Source organism: Methylobacter sp., assembly GCF_023227905.1.
Taxonomy (GTDB): Bacteria; Pseudomonadota; Gammaproteobacteria; order Methylococcales; family Methylomonadaceae; genus Methylobacter_A.
In genome coordinates this window covers 1-21391 of record NZ_JALOCF010000056.1, presented here as the reverse complement: position 1 = coordinate 21391, position 21391 = coordinate 1, and the positions used below count along the sequence as shown (strand labels likewise).

The following is a 21391-nucleotide window of genomic DNA, read 5'->3' as shown; positions in this document are numbered from 1 at the left end:
TATCATCACAGCAAAAAAATCAAAATTGGAAATTGCCGCCGCCCTGCTCCATCGCTATCCATGCAACTTCACTTTGGCAGATTCGCTGCGCTATGACTAGCATTGATGCTTATTGCCCACCTCATCAATTCATGATAGCTTTTTGATCGGCATACATTAAATAAATGCTTAAACATCCAATAATTACAACTCAAAATCGGGAGAGCTATTATGGTCGAATTTGGAATCACAGTGATGCTTGTCGTTTTGTTAATAGCAATAATGATTTTTTTAAAGAAGCGCAAAAAAAGCTCATCAGGTTACGCATCAAACGAACCACTTAAATACGCACCGAAAGAACCGCTTAAAAAAGAAGCTAAATATCCACCGCAGCAAGAAAAGCAGCCGCCGGAAACCAAGTCGGCTCCCAAGACCGAAGCCAAAGCTGAACCTACTGCCGTAAACTCACAAATAACCGATACCAAAGTTATTACTGACTCAATACCTGAACCTATCAAAAAGCCCGTAAGCAACATTGAGACTTCCGCCGTAAACCCGCAAATAGCCGATGCTAAAGCCGTTACTTCTGCACCTGAACCTGTCAAAAAGCCCGTAAGCAATATTGAGATTCCCGCAAAAATCAGCAATACCGGACTCCCTGAGGACTCAGTATTAAAACGGCATTATTTCAGTCACTTATGCACTATGATCGAAGAGCTCGCTCCTCAGTGCCCTAGCGATTCTGTTTTACGCCGACATTACTACACGATGCTGATCACCCAAATAGATCAATGCTTAAAGGATAAAAAAGCTATGGAGCGGCTGATCTACAATTATGAGAATCGCAGTGCGTAGCATGTGGTGAATGTTACGAAGCGCATCAAAAATCTACATGATGCGCTTCGTTGCCATCGGTAGGACAATTGTCGAAGGCTGAATTAAAAGTTGATATACATCGAGCCCATAATCAAGTGATGCATAATGTTATCCGTGTGGGTGGCGTCATCCAGATATTGGTTAAGATACCCCGCTTCAGCCCGGAAGCTTTGATTAAAGGACCAACCCAGGCCGGCAAATATACGATTCTGGTCGAAACCGGCCTGCCCGCCGAACTTTGTTGAATTAACCCGAATGAAAAACTCATCCCACGTGATCAAGCTTAAACGCGGCTCAAACTCCAGAGGATGCATAAAACGGAGCATTTGCCGCGGTCTGAAGCGAACATCATCGCCTTGTATAAAATTGCTTTCAATCATTGTTCTAAAGCTGAAAGTCCCGATATCAGTGGATAATATATAACGAAATGCCGGCCAAACGTCTTGCTGGGAAACATAGTCCTTGCCGACATTTTGGGTAGGCAACCACGTATAGCCCGCCCAAATAGTGGCCCGGTCGCTGAGCGAATAGCCCACCGCCGCGCGTACCATCCCCTGATACCAATGATTCCAGTCGTCGTCAAAACGGGATTGGCCTTCCAGCCAGACACGCCCTTTTTCCAGCTTGGGATCCACAATTTTCAAACTGCCCTCGCCTACGACTTGCATCCAGCTACCGGCATCCTGAAGCAAGTCGTCTGCCATAGAAGGCATGCTGACTGCCCCTAAAATCGCGGCAGCAATTGCCCATAACGCTATTTTCTTAATCATATTTTTTACTTAAATTTTATATTTTGACAGGCTTCCTGATCGCTACCCTGCCCCATTATATAACCTCAGCACGTCCATACCCGAGTAGATCCTGCGATTTTTCTTATTTCCTAGCGTCCATCAAACCCAACAATCCTTTCATCAACGCCAATGGTGTGGGCGGGCAACCAGAAATCACCATGTCGACCGGAATGACATTGGCTACTGCACCGCAACTGGCGTAAGACACGCCGAACTCACCGCCGCAGGCCGCGCAATCACCTGCTGCAACCACCCATTTCGGGTTCGGTGTCGCTTCATAAGTACGCAGTAACGCGGATTGCATGTGTCTTGAAACCGGCCCGGTGACCAGCAGCACGTCGGCATGTCTTGGCGACGCTACAAAATGAACGCCAAAACGTTCAATATCGTAAAAGGGATTATTCAAGGCATGAATTTCCAGTTCGCAGCCGTTACAGGAGCCTGCATCGACTTGGCGTATTGCGATGCTGCCGGAAAAATGCCGGTCTATTTGCCGTTTGATCTGGATCCCCAATTGCTCAAGTTCATCATCTTTTGGAGCCTTGAATGGCTCAGTGACGACACCGGTGGTCAAGATTTTTTTAAAAAGCCTCAGCATCGTTCTTCCTATAAATCATTGCCTGAGTAAGAGCAGTTTACAGATTTGTTGCAGACAGGAAAGTCCGGAACGATATTATTCAGCACCAGTTTTTCCAGTGCGGGCCAATTCAATTGACTGGGATCGCGCGGGTAAAACCGGGCGATTTTGTTATCGGCGTCAAATCGGACATGGCTGATGATTTCGCCACGCCAGCCCTCGACAATGCCCAAACCTTCACTGCCTGCCGGCGGTACTTGCCACTCGGTGCGCAGGTCCCCGGCATCAAGCCGGTCGATGAAATTCTCTATCAGCCGTAAAGCGGCCCCAGTTTCCTTGTACCTCACCCAAAATCTGGAGGCAATATCGCCCTGATTTTCCACTGCAACCTTAACCGTTACCTGATCATACGGCGCATAAGGCGCATCGCGGCGCACATCCTTATCCTGTCCGCTGGCACGTCCAACATAACCTACGGTTCCAAATGCAGCGGCGGTTTCTTCAGACAAAAATCCCGCCGTATACAACCGGTCTTCCAGCGACGTATTAAGATCCAGCGCGAGTATGACTTCCGTCAGCTCTGCTCTTAATTCAGCTAGATCTTTTTTGATCAAGGCACAGGATTCATCCGACAGGTCACACGCAACGCCGCCTGGAACAATTTTATCCATCAACAGGCGATGGCCGAACACCTTGGCATTGGTGCGCAGCCAGAGTTCGCGCAAACGGGTAAACTGCATTTGCCCGAACACAAAAGCAACATCATTACAGATCGCCCCCATATCGCCCATGTGGTTGGCAACGCGTTCCCGTTCCGCCAGAATGCCGCGTATTAATGCGGCGCGAGGCGGGATTTTAACGTCGGCCGCTTGCTCCATAGCCATACAGGCCGCCCAGCAATGCCCGACAGTGGCGTCGCCGGAGACACGTCCGGCCAGTCTTGCCAAGGACTCAGGTTCTCTACCTTCGGCAATCTTCTCTATGCCTTTATGCACATAGCCCAAGCGTTCTTCCAGATTCAGGATAAGTTCGCCGACGGCCTGAAACCTGAAATGTCCGGGCTCAATAATCCCGGCATGCACAGGTCCCACTGGAATTTCATAAACGCCGGCGCCATGGGATTTGATAAACGGATAATCCACGTCAGGCGGCGTGATACCTACCGGCGCACCCTGAACCGGGAAGTCTTTCCGTAGCGGGTAGTTTGCTTCAATCCAGCCTTGATGCCTCGTCCAACGCCTGTTATCGGGATGCCCGATAAATTTAATCCCGAACATGTCTTGCGTATGGCGTTCACTGCGATTGGCAGCCGGATAGACTGTGGCCTGGCTTGGCAGCTCCGGGTTTGAACTATTAATGATGGTGCGTAGCAGAATATATTCGCCGTGTTTTTCAAAACCGGCGTTAATGAAAAACCGGTTCTGCATCTGTTCCGCCCAACCGGCAGCCCAGCGCAAATTCTGCTGCATAGCCAATTCTGCAAACCGCTGCCAGGCGTGGCTTTCGATTTGCCACAGTTTGAATGACGGTATATCGATCTGGATAACCGCAATATCCGGGCTCAGCCTGTCTAAAAAATCCGCAGCCCAATCTAAAGAATTCATAGCGGCGTACCTCCGGAAATTAGTAGTGTCGCCTGTGAAAACCAGTGCGCCAGAAAACCGGGTATAGCCAGACCCAGCCAAAGCACCAAGGCCAGATGTATCGTGACCGGCCACAAGTTGGCGGTAATCGGGTTTTGGTTTTCGGGCCTGTCGCCGTAAACCATCGGCTGTATATGCCTGAACAGTCCGGCAAAGGCGATACCGATACCCAGCAACAGCAATGGCGTCAGCCAGGGATAACTGTGCATGGTGGCCAACAGTACCAGAAACTCACTGGTGAACACGCCAAACGGCGGAAACCCGGCAATGGCAATGGTGCCGATCAGCAATCCCCAGCCGATCTTGGGCTGGGTTTTAATCAAGCCGCGTATCTGCGCTATTCTCTGGGTTCCGGCAAGCTGGGCCGCATGGCCTACCGTCACAAAAATGGCCGACTTGGTCAACGAATGCACGGTCATATGCAGCAACGCGGCAAAAGTGGCTAGCGGGCCGCCGATGCCGAACGCAAACGTCATCAGTCCCATATGCTCAATGGATGAGTAACTGAACAGCCTTTTAATATCTTTTTGCCGGTGCAGCAGTATCGCAGCGACCAGAAACGACAGCATGCCGAAGCCCATCATCAGAAATCCCGCCATACTGGAATGCGTCGCCCCATCCACCAGCATTTTATTGCGCACCACGGCGTAAAGGGCGTCGTTTAACAACAATCCCGACAATACCGCCGACATCGGTGTCGGGCCTTCCGAATGGGCGTCCGGCAGCCAATTATGCAAAGGCACCAAGCCGATTTTCGTGCCATAACCAATCAACATAAAAACAAAGCCGATTTCAAGAATTTCCGGGTTTAACTTAGCCGCATTTTCGTAAAGTACCGTCCACAGCAAAGCATTATCGCCATCGCCAATCTGCACTGCCGCGTAATACAGCAAAATGGTGCCGAACAGGGCTTGGGCAATGCCCACGCCGCACAAAATAAAATATTTCCACGCCGCTTCAATAGATTCCGGGGTACGGTACAAACTGACCAACAGTACGGTTGCCAACGTCGCGCCTTCCATCGCTACCCACATGATGCCCATATTATTGGTAGTTAGCACCAGGTACATAGCCAGCATAAAACCTTGAAACATCGAGTGATACAGTTTTAAGCGGCCGTCAGTGAGCTTGCCGATTTCCTTTTCATGCGCCATATAAGGCGACGAAAATATCGACGTGGTGAAGCCGACAAAAGCCGTCAACACAATTAAATACACATTAAACGGGTCGATTAAAAAAGCCCTGCCTGATGACACAATCGTGCCTTGATTCAGCACGTTAATCGCCAGCCAGATGGTCGCCAGCAAACAAGCGGCATTGAACCGGACATTGAGTTTTCCGCTGTCTTCCCTATGCCCTGCCAGCGCGAAAAATACAATGCCGACCAACGGTATTAACAACACCAAATAGGCGGCAATCATTTATCCACCTCGTGGAGCTTGTTCAACAGATCGACGTCCAGCGAATCGATACTGGTGCGGATGTGCAGGAAAAAGATGCCGAACAGCACCGCCGCCACCAGCACGTCGAACGCAACACCCAGTTCAACCACCATCGGCATACCATTGGTTGCGACGATGGCCGCGAAAAACAAACCGTTTTCTATCGACATAAAGCCGACCACATGAGCGATAGCCTGCCGATGCGAAATCATCAACAGCATGCCCAGCAGCATCACAGACAGACTGACCACCAGCGCGTTCAACATAACCACCGATGAAGATTGCACAATAGGATGCAGTACGTAATAACTGAACAGCATCAGACCGGCTCCGCCCAGCATCACTAAGGTGTTATTTTTTAACGCCTCAATATCGCGATGCATATTCATTTGCAGAACCTGCCGTCTTAACATCCACGGAATAAACACCACTTTCAATACCAGGGTCAGCACCGCAGAAATATACAAATGATGGTTGTTCAGGCTGTACGCCGACAATGCCGTAGTCAAGGTTAACAAAAACCCCTGCAAGGCAAACACAAAAATCAGCCGTAGCAATCTCCCCTGCCCTAACATCAGGAACGAAGTCAGCCCTACTAATGCAGCCATTGATAAAATAGCCTGCGTATAAAAATCTAATTGTTCAATGTTCATGAGTAAGATTCCCAAAAGGCGAAGGGCAAAGGACGAAGGACTAAAGGCTGGATTTGATGCTCGGTTTTCGCCTTTCGTCCTTTGCCCTTCGCCTTCTTCAACGTGCCGCCTCCAAAATAATGTGGCTCAACAACCCAAGCAGCCCTAACAAATAAGCGAAACTCAAATACTCCTGCACCCGAAACAGGCGCATTTTGGCAAACAACGTCTCCAACATCGCCAGGAATATCGCCAATACGCCAAGCTTGCCCATAATTGCCAGCAAACCGTAGCCTAACGCCTGAATACTAAAAGTTTCGGCGATACCCCAAGGGAAAAAGATATTGGCGATCAGTACGCCGTACAACATCAGCTTCAACTGGCTTGCCCATTCAATCAGCGCCAGATGACGACCGCTGTATTCAAGAATCATCGCTTCGTGAATCATGGTCAGCTCCAAATGCGTCGCCGGATTATCTACCGGAATACGCCCGGTTTCAGCGACGGCAACCAATACCAAAGCCGCCAGGGCAAATACAAACGAAGGGCGCAAGACCAAACCGTCATTGAGCAGATAAGTAATGGCAAACGATAAGTTGGTCGTTGAGGCCGTCATGGTCAAGGTAAAAATCGCCATCAACATCGCAGGTTCCGCCAGCGATGAAATGGTCATTTCCCGCGATGAGCCCATGCCGCCGAATGCGGTGCCAACGTCCAATCCGGCCAGCGCCAGAAAGAACCGGGCAAAAGCGAAAAAACCCACCATCACAATGACGTCGGCGCTGGCCGAAGTCGGTAAATCGACGGCAATCAACGGCACAACGGTCGCCGCCAGTACCGTCGCCGAAAAAATAATATACGGCGCTTTAATAAACAGCCAGGAGGCCTGCTCTGAGACGACGGGTTGTTTATGGGTTAATTTGATTAAATCCCGGTACGGCTGAAAAAGAGATGGCGCTTTGCGGTTTTGTAATCGGCATTTGCAGTATTTGACCCAACCCGCCAACAATGGCGCCAGCATCACAAACAGTATGGTTTGCAAAATAGCGATTAACCAGTTCATCAGCTGATCACCCATAACATAATAATTAAGGTTACGAACGAATAGCCCAAGTAAACCCGGATGTTTCCGGTTTGAATGCGTCCCACCAGCTTGGCTGCATTGTCTACGCCGCGCTCAATCGGTTCATACAAACGCGGCCAACTGTGATCCTGAATCTGCAACTGATAATGAACCTCCGCGACGTCCTGGTTCATTGCGCCTCGCATATCCTTGTCGATCCGCTCGTCAATAATCCAGGCCTTGGCGAAAATCCGCCGGAACGGCATCGTAAACGCGCTGCTGGTGTATTGCATGCGCGGCGTTAATCCGCCAAAACCGCAATCCCAGGTTTCCGATATGCGTAGCGCCGTTGCAGGATCGCGACGCAAATACCAAAAGCTGACGCAACCGGCAATCAGCGCCCCGATCATAACCAAAGGCGGCGCGTAAGATGCTTGGCTGCTGGATACCGGAGCCAACCATAGCCACCCCAACGCCGCATCATTCGGCAAAGTTTCGCCTAATAATTGCCCGGTAACATTATTGATCAAGCTGATGACCGGGCCGGGAAAGATTCCGAACAAAAAGCACAAGCCCGCCAATAGCGAGGGACCGGCCAACATGCCTTTATCTTCGACTTCATGCGCTTTATCGCAGTGATGCGAGCGGGGCTGTCCCAAAAAAATCAAGCCGAATACCTTGACGAAACAAGCTGCGGCCAATGCCGCCGTTAATGCTAACGATGCCGCGGCGACCGGTATCAAGCTGCGCAATACGCCATTGTCCAGCACGTCGACCTGCAACGCGGTCTGAAAAGCCAGCCATTCAGAAACGAAGCCGTTGAATAGCGGCAATGAAGAAATGCTCATGCAACCGATTAAAAACAACATGCTGGATTTCGGCATTTTTTTAATCAGTCCGCCCATCATATCGATATTTAACTGATGGGTTTGATGATGAATAATGCCTGCGCCCAGAAATAGCAGATTCTTGAACAAGGCATGATTGAAGGCATGAAACAACGCTGCCAGGAAGCCCAACGCCGCCAGTTGCGGATGACCGTTTGCCATGAAGATCATAGCCAAGCCCAGCACCATAAAAATGATGCCGATGTTTTCGACCGAGCTGTAAGCCAAAAGGCGCTTTAAATTGGTCTGCATCATCGCGTACAAGATGCCGCCCAGCGCCGAGACAGTGCCTAGCATCAGTAACACCACACCCCATTGCCAGTGCACGTCGCCGAGCAAATCGAAGCAAAAACGGATCAATCCATAGAGTGCGACCTTCAGCATCACACCGCTCATCAGCGCGGAAATATGCGAAGGCGCAACCGGATGCGCTTCCGGCAACCAGACATGCACAGGGACAATCCCGGCCTTCATGCCGAAACCCAATAATGCCCACATAAAGGCAATGCTGGCCCAGGTTGTCGATAAGTGCGCCTTGCGCAGGGCGTCAAAGGTAAAACCGTCCGAAAAGCCGGCCAGTACGCCAAACCCCAGAATAATAGCTAAGGCACCGACTTCCGCCATTAACAAATAGATAAAAGCGGCGCGACGATTGGCTGAGTTTTCATGCTGGAACGCCACCAAGAAATAACTGGCAACCGACATCAACTCCCAGGCAATCATGAAAAAGAACGCGTCATCGGCCAACAACACCAGCAGCATCCCGGCGACAAATAGCCCGGTAAATAAGCCCAAGATTGCAAAAGGATGCCGGCTTTCATCGTAACTGTTCACATAACCCGGCACATATAAACTGACCGCGCTTGTGGCAATGCCGACGATTAAAAAGAAAAAACCCGACAGACAATCAAAACGAACATGCCAGGGCAGCCAAGGCAACCCTAAGCCAAGTTGATCGGTAACCACTTCTTTGGCGATCAATACGCTCAACCCGGCCAATACCGCGAAAACACCGGACAACCCCAGCAAAGCAAACACCGCTTGCCGTAGAAAAGCCGGGTAATGGTTCTCTTCCAGGCATTCGGAAACTACGGATTGAGAATGTTCATGGGTACTCGGTAATTTTTTAAACCAATACCGGCTAAATACCAGCACATGTTGGCGCTGATTCATCATCAGCCCTAACAAGCCGGAAGCAAAGCTTAGAAGTACCGCACCATAAGCTAGTCCAAGAACCATAAAATTCTCCTTATTGCGTAAGTTGGGTTACGACTGCTCCTGCGTTGCCTACATGGACAGATATTTGCTCCTGCGATATCTGCATTGACCTCCAAGGATGGAGGAAATGCCGCAAGATTGCCTGGAGCAATCGCGGCCACCACATCCCTGTGGATTATGTAGGTACTTAGCGTGAGCAGGAGCGGAAGCTGCGCCTCGGCAATTGCTCCTGCATTGCTCTACCTCCTGCATCCTTGCAGTCGTAAAGCGCCTACTGTTGGTGCTCTACTACAGTCCATCCATGGCCTTATGCGATATCTGCATTGACCTCCATGGAGGGAGGAAATTCCGAAAGATTGCCTGGAGCAATCGCCGAACGTAGCCTAAAGCCGGGGATGTCGGATTACGACGCTACGCATAACCCGACCTCAATCTAATTCACTTCCGATCATCTTCGGTCATTAAACGCGCGGCAAGAGCATGATTGGAAAAGGTTTCAAATGCCTTGCCTACTTTCCGGCATCGGCCACCTTGGGCTTCATAGTCCTGCATGTAATCATGGATATACTCCATAACGGTATGATCAATCAGGTAGCCTTCCGAAAAATCAAAAATAATCGTCTTACCTTTGTCCAGCCGGGCAAGCGCTTTTTTTAATGGCAGGAAATTTGAAAAAAGAGCCGAACCTAATAACTTAACGGTCACGGTGTCTTTATCCGGCTGTTGGATCGTAAAGTGAATCTTGAACAAATTGTTAGGCCAAACGCCCCGGACCAGATTAATCGCAAGTTTTACAATAATCCCTAAAATCACGCCCATCAATAAATCAGTCGCCAATACGCCGATAATCGTCACCACGAACATAAACAATTGCTCTTTGCCTACTTCCCTTACCCTGTAAAATGTTTCAGGCGAGGCTAAACGGTAACCGGTATAAACCAGCAAGGCGGCCAGAGAAGCTAACGGAATGCTTTGTATAAACCCTGTAAACAAGACCACGAACAGCAGTAATATCACGCCGTGAAAGAAGTTGGCCCAAGCTGTTTTCGCCCCGTTATCGATATTCGCCGAACTGCGCACGATCTCGGCAATCATCGGCAAGCCGCCGATTAAACCGGCCACCAGATTACCGATGCCGACCGCCGTTAAATCGCGATCGAGATCGGAATGGCGTTTATAAGAATCGAGCTTGTCGACCGCTGTCGCACTCAGCAAGCTTTCAAGGCTGCCCACTAAACTGATACTCAGCACAGCCTCCCAAAAGGCTAATGTGGTTATTTTTGAAAAATCGGGAAAATAAAAACCGGCCAGAAAATCATCGGGAATCCCAACCACATATGTCGACCTGCTGTCAGCCTGGTCTTGAGCCAAGTCGAAATGCCAAGCAAACAAAGTCCCCACCAGCACGGCAATGACCGGAGCGGGAATCCTGCTTCCGACGAGCGGCCAGATAATCAGTATCAGCAAACTTAAAAAGCTGATCAGGCCGATTTCCGCATTCATGCTAAGCAGGCTATGCGGAATCTGTGCAATAATCGAAAACAAGCCGCCGGGTTCCGGCGTGGCACCAAGCATAACGTGGCTTTGTGTGGCGATAATAATAATGCCGATGGCCGCGAGCATGCCATGCACCACTGACGTGGGGAAAAAGGAACTCAGCTGTCCCATCTTATATTTCCCCATCAAAATCTGTAATCCACTGGCCACGACAATGGCCGCAAGCGTGTAGCGGTAACCGGCCATCGCGTCGCCTTCGCCCAACGCTTGCACCGCCGCCAAAACCACCACGATCAAACCAGCCGCCGGTCCATTGATAGTCAAGTATGAACCGCTAATACGCGATACTAATACCCCGCCGACAATCGCTGTAATAATGCCGGCCGATGGCGGAAAACCGGATGCCACCGATATGCCTAAGCACAGAGGCAGAGCGATAAGAAACACCAATAATCCGGATTGCAAATCACTGTGCCAGTTCTCTTTTAAGCCCGCCAGACCGGTTTTAGGTATAGCTGAACGGGATTGTTTATTCATAGAAGTCCTCGTTTATTGTAAAAAATAGTGTGTCTCTAGTTGATTTTTAGGTGACCACTATACCACTTGCGTAGCGACTCATATTATTACGCTTCCTTCTGCATACTGCCAAAAGGTGTTCCGAAAAAGTATCACGATATTCCATTCCGAAAAACTTACGTTTGCCATCCTGTCTTTCATAGTTATGCTGAAAATCATGATTAAATTCCGTTACCGTATGATCGATCAGATAGGCATTGTTCAATTGAAATATTACCGCTGTGCAGTAAGCCAGTCGTCTTCAATGACATAAAGTTGGAAAAAATCGTAGCGCCGACGATAGAGACCACAACGGTATCGACCTCTCTCGGCTCGCTAACGAAATGAATATTGAACAGGTTGTTCAGCCTGACGCCGCGCCGCAGATGGATTGAAAACTTGGCCGGAATACCACACCGACGCCTATCAATAAGTCTGTCGCCATCGATATACCCACAGAGGCAAGGTAATGAGAAACACCAGCAAAACCGTTCCTTTAACTGGCTAAACCGTATTTTGGCGACCCTGACAAGGATAACTCAAATATACAAGTCAACGTAATGATAAAAAGCTCTTACGAGACCTGAGCGACCATCGTTCCAACTGACTTTAAGACTGTGATATTGATAGGGTAAAAACAAGAGATCACCGGTGCAAAACAACCGACCAACTGTTGTATTGCACCGATGATAGAGTGACCAAGAGATCTTAATGCGTGAAGCCGAAAACAGATATCAATAATTTCAAGAGGTGGCCAGAACTCATGCTGTGACTCGTTAGACCATCTCAATCTATTTGATTGACGGGGATGCTCAAAGCTTAAGTAAAGCTATATCCGGATCAATGCAATGCCGCTGTGGCTGCCTGCATTTTTTTCCAGTCGAACCGTTTAGCCATTGCCAAGGCTTCCTGAGTGCTCATGCCCGTATAACTCATGGTAAACATCGCGCTTCTTTTATCGTCGCCACCTAAAATGACGACAACATCGCCGCTATTTTGGGCTTTTTCATGATTGTGGTGCACACGGAAACCGTCAATCGTAGCGGTGGTTACGACAGCTTGGTCGGTTTCCATGTTCATATTCATCTCCGTCTGTATAACGGCGGACATAGCGCCCGGCATCAGACTCAACTGAGCATCAAAGCTCCGCTCTTCGCCGCGCTGATAGTGGCGACTGGCGGTGATCATGGTCACACCTTCCATATCCATGCTGCTGCCTTCTGCCGCTTCGCCGGTCCAGTCCGCCACATCGCCCAATAATGGTTTAAGGGCTTCGTAACTGGCGGCATTAACTGCCAGACTCCAGCCAACCAGTACCAGACCGCACAGCAACAAACGAATTACGCGCATTTTTTATTCTCCTAAACAAAGTTATTATTTGGAATCAACCTACGGCCGGCCCCAGTCCTTAATCAGTATCTGATAAAAAACAGCCAAACACAAGCGCCCCACAAACCAGGCAATCATCTACATTGCTCTACAGAACGGGTGTTTTTCTGTAATAATCTGCCGATGAGTTCAGCATATTGCTAAATAACACATAGAATCTAATGTCCTTGCCTCCTCAAACTGCTACCGACCATAAGAGCGCACCATTAACCGATCAGCGCAACGCCGAATGCCGCTATGTTTCACTTAATCGGGACGCCATGCGTAAGGCATTACGCCAACAACTGGCTGATGATGCGCTTTATCGAATGCTCATTGAAGAGCGCCCGCACCAATTCGCCGAATCTCTGGTTTTTGTCGCCGAAAGCACCATACGCAGGCAGCGTGACATTATTGCCGCCATAGAAAGCGTTATTGCCATGCCCGCTTATCAGCAACGCGTTTTGGCTTATGCCCCTGAAGCGGCGCAATTTATCCCTAAAGCTCATGGCGTTTTTTTCGGCTATGATTTTCATTTAAGTCCCAGAGGTTCACAATTAATTGAGATAAATAGCGACGCCGGAGGTGCGTTGCTGAACGCCATACTGGTTCGCGCGCAAACAGCCTGTTACGAGCCGGGTGCAATAAATGTAACCGTAGCCGCAAATCCGGAACAGCTGTTTATGACGATGTTTGTTGAAGAGTGGCACGCGGAACGCGGCCAACAGCCGTTACATTCTATCGCTATCGTCGATGAAAACCCACAGGCCCAATTTATGTTGCCGGAGTTTTTGCTGTTCAAAAAACTGTTCGAGCAAAACCACATCAATACGGTTATTTGCGACCCTTCCGAGCTTGATTACCGGGATGGAATGCTTTGGCATGGCGATATGCCTATCGATCTCGTTTATAACCGCTTGACCGACTTCGGTTTGGAAGCTGAACCGCTAAACTTATTGCGTCAAGCTTACCTGGATAAAGCAGTTGTCATCACGCCCCACCCGAGGGCTCATGCGCTATATGCCGATAAAAGGAATCTGGCGATATTGACTGATGAAACTGCGCTGTTGGATATTGGTGTTGCCGCTGAAACCAGGGCTCTGCTTCTTGAAGGCATCGCTCACACGACTTGCGTACATAAGGACGATGCCGAACGCTTATGGGCAAATCGCAAACAGTTGTTTTTCAAACCGGCCAAAGGCTACGGCAGCAAAGCTGTCTATCGGGGCGAAAGCATCACCAAACGGGTATTCAACGAGATTCTACAAGGGAATTATGTAGCACAAACGCTGGTACGACCTACCGAGCAGCAGTTGAAAGTCGAAAATGAAATAGTCGATCTTAAACTTGACTTGAGGCAGTATGTTTACAAGGGACAGACGCAGTTAACCAGCGCCCGCTTATATCAAGGCCAAACCACCAATTTCCGAACGCCCGGTAGCGGGTTTGCCGGGGTTGTTGTGGTTTAAGAAATGACTAGGGCGGCTGATCGGCCGCCCTGATGCTATCTTAATCGAGAGCCAGGTTCTTTAAATAATCCCGGAAATCGCTCTTCAATTCGTCATGCTCCAGACCGTATTCAACGGTTGCCTGCAAATAACCGAGTTTTGATCCGCAATCGTAACGTTTGCCTTCAAACTCATAGGCTAAGAACTGTTCATCATGCATCAATGCGGCGATAGCGTCAGTCAGCTGAATTTCGCCGCCGGCACCGCGCTCTGTGGTTTCTATCTTTTCAAAAATTGCCGGCGTTAAAATATAACGGCCGACCACTGCGAGGTTTGACGGCGCGCGCTCAGGGGCCGGTTTTTCTACAATCAGTTCAACCTTCCCTACCGATGGCGATACATCACTGGTTTTAACAATGCCGTACTTGTCGGTTTCTTTTGGATCGACCCGTTCTACGCCCAATATGCTGCACTGGTTTTGATCGTATTGTTGAACCATTTGAGTCATGCAGCCGCTACCGCTTCTATTTGCGATCAAATCGTCAGCCAGGATAACCGCAAACGGCTCATCGCCAACGACAGGCTTGGCGCAAAGCACGGCATGGCCCAGTCCCAATGCTTCAGATTGACGAACAAACACAAACGACACATTAGGCGGTATCGTTTCCTTAACCGTCTTCAATAATCCGGTTTTGCCGCGGAGAGTCAGCTCGGTTTCCATTTCATAAGCCTTGTCAAAGTGATCCATAATCACGTTTTTGGTTCGGCCCGTGACAAATATAATCGTATCGATGCCCGCAGCGACAGCCTCTTCAACGCAATATTGGATTAAAGGTTTGTCCACAACCGGCAGCATTTCCTTTGGGCTGGCTTTAGTGGCGGGTAAAAAGCGGGTTCCGAGACCCGCAACCGGAAAAACTGCTTTTCTTATTTTTTGATTCATTAAGACGTTCTCGACAATACAGATCATTAAAAATCAAATGCTATATGCAGCACTCGATCATCCCTGCCCTTCAACGGGCGATTCATTTTAAGCTTTTTTCTGGCTTCGACTCTATTAATCTTTAGAGGCTAAGCTGTTTATTCAAGGTCTAAATAATTTTCAACCAAGGTCATGAAAACATCGGGTTGTTGCACATGCAGCCAATGTCCGGCACCGGCAACGGTCTCCAAAGCCGCATCCGGGAAAAGTGAGTTTATAGCTTCCGGCTTAACGAAATCTGAATCGCCACCCGCTATAAACAAGGCCTTGCCGGTAAACGGCGCTAAATGTTCGGCATTGGGAAAAGCGGCAATATTAACTGCCATGCGATGAAAAATATCCAGATCAATCCGCCAGCAATATTTGCCGTCCTTTAGGATCAGATTTTGTAATAGAAACTGACGGTAACCCAACTCGGGTATGCTCGGCGCAAGCAATGTTTCAGCCTGTTTACGGTTGCTAAGCTCAGCCAGTGGCAGTGCTTTCAATGCCGAGACAGTATTATCAAAACTATGCGTGTAACTGACCGGAGCAATATCCGCCACAATCAGTTTAGCCACCCGATGTGGATTGGTAAGCGCCAGCCACATGGCGATTTTACCACCCATGCTGTGCCCCAACAGGTTGGCCGTTTCCAGGCCGCGCTCATCCATAAACCGCAACAAATCGGCGCTCATGGACTGATAATCCATTAACGGATGATGCGGCGATGCACCGTGATTACGCATGTCCGGCACATAAACGTGAAATCGGGCAGCCAGTCTTTGAGCAACCAGCCGCCAGTTCCGCGACGAGGCGAAAAAACCATGCAGGATAATCAAAGGGCGGTTAGCTGGATCGCCGAACTCTTCAAAAGCCAGTTGTATCGTTTTCATCAGGCGAAAATAAATAATGCGCCCATCAAGCCGCCGAATATGCCGCCCCAAACGACCAGCCAGCCAAGGTGCTCGCGAATGATAGCTTGAACCATTTCCTTAACCAATTGCGGTGTCAATTCGCTCAGCCGCTTATCGATGACTGATTCGATTTTGCCGATAATATCGCCGCCGATTTTGTGCGCATCCAGCCCCTGCTTCAACGCGGATTTAAATCGATCAGACTCGACCATTTCGGTCAAGGTGATTTTCATCTTTTCGGTAAACGGCTCTTTTAACGGCGCCAGCGCTTCCTCACCGCCCATCATCATTAACATGCCGCCAAAAGAAGAACCCATAATCGAAGATACCAAGCCCTCGTACACCTTGTCATAATCGACCGCATTCAACAAAGGTTCCAGGTTCAGCAGATTTTTGCCTTGTTGTTCCTCGGTTTCAATAAATTGCTCGATGTTTTTTGCAGTAAAAAACTGCTCCATCATTAGTTGTTTAATGGACAATTTAAACTCTTCAAACCGGGCCGGTATTACGCCGGAACCATATAGAAACGGCACTTTCTCGAATAGCATATAAATTGCCAGCCAGTTGGTAATAGCTCCCGAGAGGGCAAAAAAACCGATGGATTTGATTAGTTCCGGCTGTACCGGACTAACATAACCGATTGCAATGATCACAACCGAGAGGAAATTGGTAACAAAGCTTTTGTTTAATAATTGTTCTTTCATTGTTTCCTTAGTATATGAAGTCAGTATTTATTCCTTTGCCTATTTTGCCTAATAGCCCAGAGTTGCGCTCATAGTTGGAGTTGAAGTGCAAGCACTGTCAATACCAACGCCTTCTTGCAATAGCTCAATAGAAAATAGTGTCGTAAGAATTTTAGGCTCGCGGAAATCAACAGCCTGGCCAAATCTTTGTAGAGTCGGATAATCTGATCATGCAGTTCAACCCTAACGAGACGTCCTAATTTAGTTTCTTAATGCAGATAAATTTATTTTCAGGTGTTAATTCCATTTCAAAATGACCGTTGATGCCTTGTTTAGTTAAAAAAGGTCGAACCTTGCCCGCCGGAAAAGCGATTCTTCTGCCATCATCGGCAAGAACAGAAACGTTTTTGGCAATGCCCTGATAGACTTTAAGGTATTGGTCGTATGACAGGCTTAAAGCAAAGCGGATGCATTGATATTGGGCCATTATAGAAGACAAAAGCCGGACATAGACTGTCCGGCATAGTTTGAGTTAACGGCTGTTTTGCAGCGCGGCAATGCGCTCTTCCAATGGTGGATGGCTCATAAACAACTTACTCATCCCTCCACCGTTGATGCCGAAAGCCGCTAATTGCCCTGGCAAGTCTTGCGCTTCATGTCCACGCTGCAAGGCACGCAAAGCGCCGATCATTTTTTCCCGTCCGGCCAAGTTTGCGCCACCGGCATCTGCCTTAAATTCCCGGTAACGGGAGAACCACATGACCAGCATGGAAGCCAGAATCCCCAAAACGACTTGAGCCGCCATTTGGGTAATGTAATAGGCCGGACCGTAGCCGCGCTCGGTTTTAAACACAACCCGGTCGACAACATGACCGATGACGGTCGCAAAAAAGTAAACAAAGGTATTCACTACGCCCTGCATTAATGCCATCGTCACCATGTCGCCGTTGGCAACATGGCTGATTTCATGACCGACAACCGCTTCAACTTCATCAGGGCTCATGTTTTGCAGCAAGCCGGTGCTGACCGCTACTAACGAACTGTTTTTGCTCATGCCGGTAGCAAAGGCATTGGCATCAGGCGTCTGGAATATGCCGACTTCAGGCATGTCGATGCCTGCTTGTCTGGCTTGTCTGGACACAATGCTAACTAACCATTGTTCGGTTTGATTTTGGGGTTGCTCAATGACATACACGCCCATCGCCCTTTTGGCCGACCATTTAGACATTGCCAGCGAAATAACGGAACCGGTCATGCCGATTATTGCCGACATGATTAAAAGGGCATTCAGATTGAGGTCGACGCCTTGAGCGTCCAGGGCGCTGCTTAAACCTAAAACATTAAAAGCAATACTCACTACAACCAATATCGCCGCATTGGTTGCAATAAAAAGAAAAATGCGCATCATATGTTTGAGCCTTTTGAAGTTGAGGTTTAATCAATATGGGGTTTGAATGACATATTCCAACCCTGCTAAGGGTGTTAATATAACTTAAAGTTAATTAATGGAGGTTATTCTCATGAATATTATAAAAGTAATATTGTTTGCCTTATTTTTAATTAATCCTTATTTCGCTATCGCACAGCCAAATAATCATCAGGACCTTTTAAAGCAGTTACATGTGCCGGCTGGCTTCACTCTATCCATTTTTGCTGACAACCTGCCCAGTGTTCGCAGCTTGGCTTTAGGGGATAACGGTGTAGTCTTTGTAGGTACTGGATCCGAAGAGAACACGGTTTACGCCGTACAAGATAGCAACAACGACGGCCTTGCAGACGCTCGTTATGTCATCGCCAGCCATTTATTCACACCCAACGGCGTTGCTTACAAGGATGATTCACTTTACGTCGCGGAAATTAATCGTATTATCCGCTTTGATCACATTACGCAGAGTTTAGCTAATCCGCCCAAACCCGTTGTCGTTTATGATCAACTTCCATCAGAAGAATGGCATGGCTCGAAATATCTGCGTATTGGCCCTGATAACAAGTTGTACACTGCTGTTGGGGCACCATGCAATGTTTGTGAGCCGGAAAAACCGATCTTTAGCTCATTAGTAAGATTAAATATCGATGGTAGCGGCTTTGAAATGCTTGCCAGAGGCATCAGAAGTTCGGTTGGACTTGATTGGCAGCCAGAAACCAATGCCTTGTTTTTTACTGATAATGGCCGCGATTATATGGGCGATGATTTACCCCCCGATGAGCTTAACCATTGGACTACTGTCGGGGAACATTTTGGATTCCCTTATTGTCATGGCGGCGATATAGCAGATCCCGAATTTACAGCACCCGATAAAACTTGTAGTCAACTTACTGCTCCGGAATGGAAATTCAGCGCTCATGTAGCATCACTGGGCATGCGTTTTTACCGGGGCAGTCAATTTCCGGTTGAATTCAAAAATCAGCTGTTTGTAGCCCAGCACGGTTCATGGAACCGGTCTATTCCGGTGGGCTACCGCGTTACTTTGGTAAAATTCGACCAAGGCAAGCCAGCTTCAGAACAGGTTTTTGTCGATGGCTGGTTGACTCAAGATTACAAAGTTCTCGGTCGCCCCGTCGATATTCTGGAAATGCCTGACGGCAGCCTGCTGGTTAGCGACGATAAACTCGGCCTCATTTATAGGATTGCGTACACAGGTTAATAATGGATAAACAGTTTGAAATTCTAACAAAAGAGATCGTCTATCAAGGTTTTTTCCGCGTAGAAAAGTATCGCCTAAAGCATACTTTGTTTGGCGGGGGATGGGGTTCTGAAATAACTCGCGAATTATTTATGCGCGGTAGTTGTGTTGCTGTGCTGTTATATGACCCCCATGCCGATAAGGTAGTGATGATCGAACAATTCAGAACAGGCGCAATTTTAAACCCTGATAAAGCCTGGCTCATGGAAATTGTTGCAGGCGCTATTGAGGAGGGTGAGACAGCCGAAGAAGTTGCTTACCGGGAGTCTCTGGAAGAAGCCGGCTGTGAAATTCAGCAATTGATGATTATTAACGAGTTCTATACCACGCCGGGTGGCTCATCCGAATGGATCACCCTGTTTTGCGGCAAAGTGGACAGCACTTGTGTAGGCGGTATTCATGGTTTAGCTCATGAGGATGAAGATATATTGGTACGCGCCGTTGATTTTGACGAGGTATACCTTATGCTTGAAAATGGTGAGATAGAGTCTGCAATACCCATTATTGCAATTCAATGGCTGGCATTGAATAAACAGAAACTTAAACTGAAATGGAGGGTGTAAAAAGGAGGGAAAGGATTAACGTCTTACTCAAAAACTGAAACATTGAAGCCCTGCGCAAGCTTGCAGAGCTTCAATGAACCAAAATATCAATCAACTATCTTGCATTTTTCCCGCGACGCATCCACTCTGTCACGAAGTTCCTTACCGGGTTTAAAATGCGGTACGTGTTTTTTTGATAATGCTACAGATTCACCGGTTTTAGGGTTACGCCCCATGCGAGGAGGACGCAAATGTAGCGAAAAACTACCAAAACCCCTAATCTCGATTCTTTCACCGGAAGATAACGCCTGATTCATTTGTTCAATGATGCATTTTACCGCAATCTCTACATCTTTTTGTGCAAGATGCGGCTGATGTTTGGCAAGTGCTTCAATTAATTCTGATTTTGTCACATTCTATCCTGCGAAAACAAATAAAATTAAAGGGGCACGTAGTGATACATACCCCTCATGATTTTTATTTTTCCATCTGTTTAAAGATATCAGCGAAGGTAGGGGCACCGATTGTTTGCTGAGAATGATCTTTAATAGTATGAGACTCTTCATCACTGTCTTTAGCTTTAATAGATAAAGAAATTGATTTGCTTTTCTTATCTACGCCGATAAATTTAGCTTCAAGTTCATCGCCTTCTTTTAACAAGGTTCTGGCATCTTCAACGCGGTCGCGTTGGATTTCAGAAGCGCGTAAGTAGCCTTCAACATGATCAGCTAAAGTGACAACCGCACCTTTAGCATCAACTTCTTTAACCGTTCCTTTTACCAAGCTGCCTTTTTCATGAGTAGCCAGGAAGTTTTGGAATGGATCTTGTTCAAGTTGTTTGATACCTAAAGAGATACGTTCACGCTCAGAATCAACCGCTAAAATGACTGTTTCAAGTTCATCGCCTTTCTTGAAGTCGCGAACCGAAGCTTCACCTTCATCTGCCCATGAAATATCGGACATATGAACCAAACCGTCGATGCCACCATCCAGGCCGATGAAAATGCCAAAATCAGTAATTGATTTGATCTTTCCTGAGATTTTGTCGCCTTTGTTATGTGTTGCTGCAAATTCATCCCAAGGATTGGTTTTGCATTGTTTCATGCCTAAAGAAATACGACGACGTTCTTCATCGATTTCCAGAACCATAACTTCGACTTCATCACCTAATTGAACCAGTTTAGAAGGGTTAACGTTTTTGTTGGTCCAGTCCATTTCAGAAACGTGAACCAAACCTTCAACGCCTTCTTCAATTTCAACAAAGCAGCCGTAATCAGTCAGGTTGTTAACTTTACCGAATACACGTGTGCCTGCTGGGTAACGACGTGCGATGTTTTGCCATGGATCTTCACCCATTTGTTTCATGCCTAATGAAACGCGGTTTTTATCTTTGTCGTATTTCAGGACTTTAACTTTAATTTCTTGACCGATTTCAACACATTCGGACGGATGACGCACGCGTCTCCATGCCATGTCAGTGATGTGTAACAAACCGTCAATGCCGCCAAGGTCGATAAACGCGCCGTAATCGGTCAGGTTTTTAACCACACCGGTAACCACTGCGCCTTCTTCCAGCGTTTTCAGCAATTCTTCTCTTTCTGCGCTGTATTCTTTTTCTACAACAGCAC

The 21391-nt window shown here is 48.0% G+C and carries 20 protein-coding genes; 4 read left to right on the top strand and 16 right to left on the bottom strand.

Going from position 1 to position 21391, the window contains the following annotated elements:
- Nucleotides 1-210: 210 nt before the first annotated feature.
- Nucleotides 211-834: a hypothetical protein gene (locus tag M0R47_RS18060; RefSeq protein ID WP_292557385.1), complete on the top strand. Its 624-nt coding sequence runs from the start codon at nucleotides 211-213 to the stop codon at nucleotides 832-834.
- Nucleotides 835-917: 83 nt separating this feature from the next.
- Here M0R47_RS18060 and M0R47_RS18055 read toward each other — a convergent pair whose 3' ends face one another.
- The 9 genes from M0R47_RS18055 to M0R47_RS18015 all read right to left on the bottom strand — a co-directional run bounded on the left by M0R47_RS18055 (nucleotide 918) and on the right by M0R47_RS18015 (nucleotide 12510).
- The gene (locus tag M0R47_RS18055) at nucleotides 918-1625 is read right to left on the bottom strand and encodes a DUF2490 domain-containing protein (RefSeq protein WP_292557383.1); all 708 of its coding nucleotides are present in this window, start codon (nucleotides 1623-1625) and stop codon (nucleotides 918-920) included.
- Between the two features lie 103 nt (nucleotides 1626-1728).
- On the bottom strand, nucleotides 1729-2244 hold the full coding sequence (nuoB, locus tag M0R47_RS18050; protein WP_292557381.1) for an NADH-quinone oxidoreductase subunit NuoB: 516 nt from the start codon (nucleotides 2242-2244) through the stop codon (nucleotides 1729-1731).
- A gap of 8 nt (nucleotides 2245-2252) precedes the next feature.
- Nucleotides 2253-3827: an NADH-quinone oxidoreductase subunit C gene (locus M0R47_RS18045; protein ID WP_292557379.1), complete on the bottom strand. Its 1575-nt coding sequence runs from the start codon at nucleotides 3825-3827 to the stop codon at nucleotides 2253-2255.
- Nucleotides 3824-5287, bottom strand: a complete 1464-nt coding sequence (locus M0R47_RS18040) for a hydrogenase 4 subunit F (RefSeq protein WP_292557377.1) — start codon at nucleotides 5285-5287, stop codon at nucleotides 3824-3826. Before M0R47_RS18040 ends, M0R47_RS18045 begins: the two co-directional genes overlap by 4 nt.
- Nucleotides 5284-5961: a formate hydrogenlyase gene (locus tag M0R47_RS18035; RefSeq protein WP_292557375.1), complete on the bottom strand. Its 678-nt coding sequence runs from the start codon at nucleotides 5959-5961 to the stop codon at nucleotides 5284-5286. The genes M0R47_RS18040 and M0R47_RS18035 overlap by 4 nt, the downstream gene beginning before the upstream one ends.
- Nucleotides 5962-6058: 97 nt before the next feature.
- Nucleotides 6059-7003: an NADH-quinone oxidoreductase subunit H gene (locus M0R47_RS18030; RefSeq protein WP_292557373.1), complete on the bottom strand. Its 945-nt coding sequence runs from the start codon at nucleotides 7001-7003 to the stop codon at nucleotides 6059-6061.
- On the bottom strand, nucleotides 7003-9129 hold the full coding sequence (gene hyfB, locus M0R47_RS18025; protein ID WP_292557371.1) for a hydrogenase 4 subunit B: 2127 nt from the start codon (nucleotides 9127-9129) through the stop codon (nucleotides 7003-7005). Before hyfB ends, M0R47_RS18030 begins: the two co-directional genes overlap by 1 nt.
- 417 nt (nucleotides 9130-9546) lie before the next feature.
- Nucleotides 9547-11142 (bottom strand): SulP family inorganic anion transporter, encoded by a 1596-nt coding sequence (locus M0R47_RS18020; protein ID WP_292557369.1) that lies wholly within the window; start codon nucleotides 11140-11142, stop codon nucleotides 9547-9549.
- 858 nt (nucleotides 11143-12000) lie between these two features.
- On the bottom strand, nucleotides 12001-12510 hold the full coding sequence (locus M0R47_RS18015; protein ID WP_292557367.1) for a hypothetical protein: 510 nt from the start codon (nucleotides 12508-12510) through the stop codon (nucleotides 12001-12003).
- Nucleotides 12511-12710: 200 nt separating this feature from the next.
- On the opposite strand from M0R47_RS18015, the gene M0R47_RS18010 reads away from it, so the two are divergent.
- Complete coding sequence (locus M0R47_RS18010; RefSeq protein ID WP_292557365.1) at nucleotides 12711-13997, top strand: hypothetical protein; 1287 nt, start codon at nucleotides 12711-12713, stop codon at nucleotides 13995-13997.
- Nucleotides 13998-14037: 40 nt separating this feature from the next.
- On the opposite strand, the gene galU is transcribed toward M0R47_RS18010, so the two are convergent.
- The 5 genes from galU to htpX form a co-directional block, all read right to left on the bottom strand.
- Nucleotides 14038-14919: a UTP--glucose-1-phosphate uridylyltransferase GalU gene (gene galU / locus M0R47_RS18005; RefSeq protein ID WP_292557363.1), complete on the bottom strand. Its 882-nt coding sequence runs from the start codon at nucleotides 14917-14919 to the stop codon at nucleotides 14038-14040.
- Nucleotides 14920-15056: 137 nt separating this feature from the next.
- On the bottom strand, nucleotides 15057-15833 hold the full coding sequence (locus tag M0R47_RS18000) for an alpha/beta fold hydrolase (protein WP_292557362.1): 777 nt from the start codon (nucleotides 15831-15833) through the stop codon (nucleotides 15057-15059).
- Nucleotides 15833-16558 (bottom strand): DUF445 domain-containing protein, encoded by a 726-nt coding sequence (locus M0R47_RS17995; protein ID WP_292557360.1) that lies wholly within the window; start codon nucleotides 16556-16558, stop codon nucleotides 15833-15835. Before M0R47_RS17995 ends, M0R47_RS18000 begins: the two co-directional genes overlap by 1 nt.
- Before the next feature lie 235 nt (nucleotides 16559-16793).
- Nucleotides 16794-17024, bottom strand: a complete 231-nt coding sequence (locus M0R47_RS17990) for a DUF2835 domain-containing protein (RefSeq protein ID WP_292557358.1) — start codon at nucleotides 17022-17024, stop codon at nucleotides 16794-16796.
- A 45-nt stretch (nucleotides 17025-17069) separates the two neighbouring features.
- A complete protein-coding gene (gene htpX, locus M0R47_RS17985; RefSeq protein WP_292557356.1) occupies nucleotides 17070-17945 on the bottom strand; it encodes a protease HtpX in 876 nt (291 codons plus the stop codon).
- 112 nt (nucleotides 17946-18057) lie between these two features.
- Between htpX and M0R47_RS17980 the strand changes: the two genes are divergently transcribed.
- Nucleotides 18058-19182 carry a PQQ-dependent sugar dehydrogenase gene (locus M0R47_RS17980; protein WP_292557354.1) on the top strand — a complete coding sequence of 375 codons (1125 nt, stop codon included), beginning with the start codon at nucleotides 18058-18060 and terminating at the stop codon, nucleotides 19180-19182.
- Nucleotides 19183-19184: 2 nt separating this feature from the next.
- Nucleotides 19185-19784 (top strand): NUDIX domain-containing protein, encoded by a 600-nt coding sequence (locus M0R47_RS17975; RefSeq protein WP_292557352.1) that lies wholly within the window; start codon nucleotides 19185-19187, stop codon nucleotides 19782-19784.
- An 86-nt stretch (nucleotides 19785-19870) separates the two neighbouring features.
- Here the strand turns inward: M0R47_RS17975 and M0R47_RS17970 are convergent, their stop codons facing one another.
- Both M0R47_RS17970 and M0R47_RS17965 read right to left on the bottom strand, forming a co-directional pair.
- Nucleotides 19871-20176 carry an integration host factor subunit beta gene (locus tag M0R47_RS17970; RefSeq protein ID WP_006893893.1) on the bottom strand — a complete coding sequence of 102 codons (306 nt, stop codon included), beginning with the start codon at nucleotides 20174-20176 and terminating at the stop codon, nucleotides 19871-19873.
- Nucleotides 20177-20240: 64 nt separating this feature from the next.
- Nucleotides 20241-21391: 30S ribosomal protein S1 (locus M0R47_RS17965; RefSeq protein WP_292557350.1), on the bottom strand; the 1151-nt coding region annotated here is incomplete at its 5' end.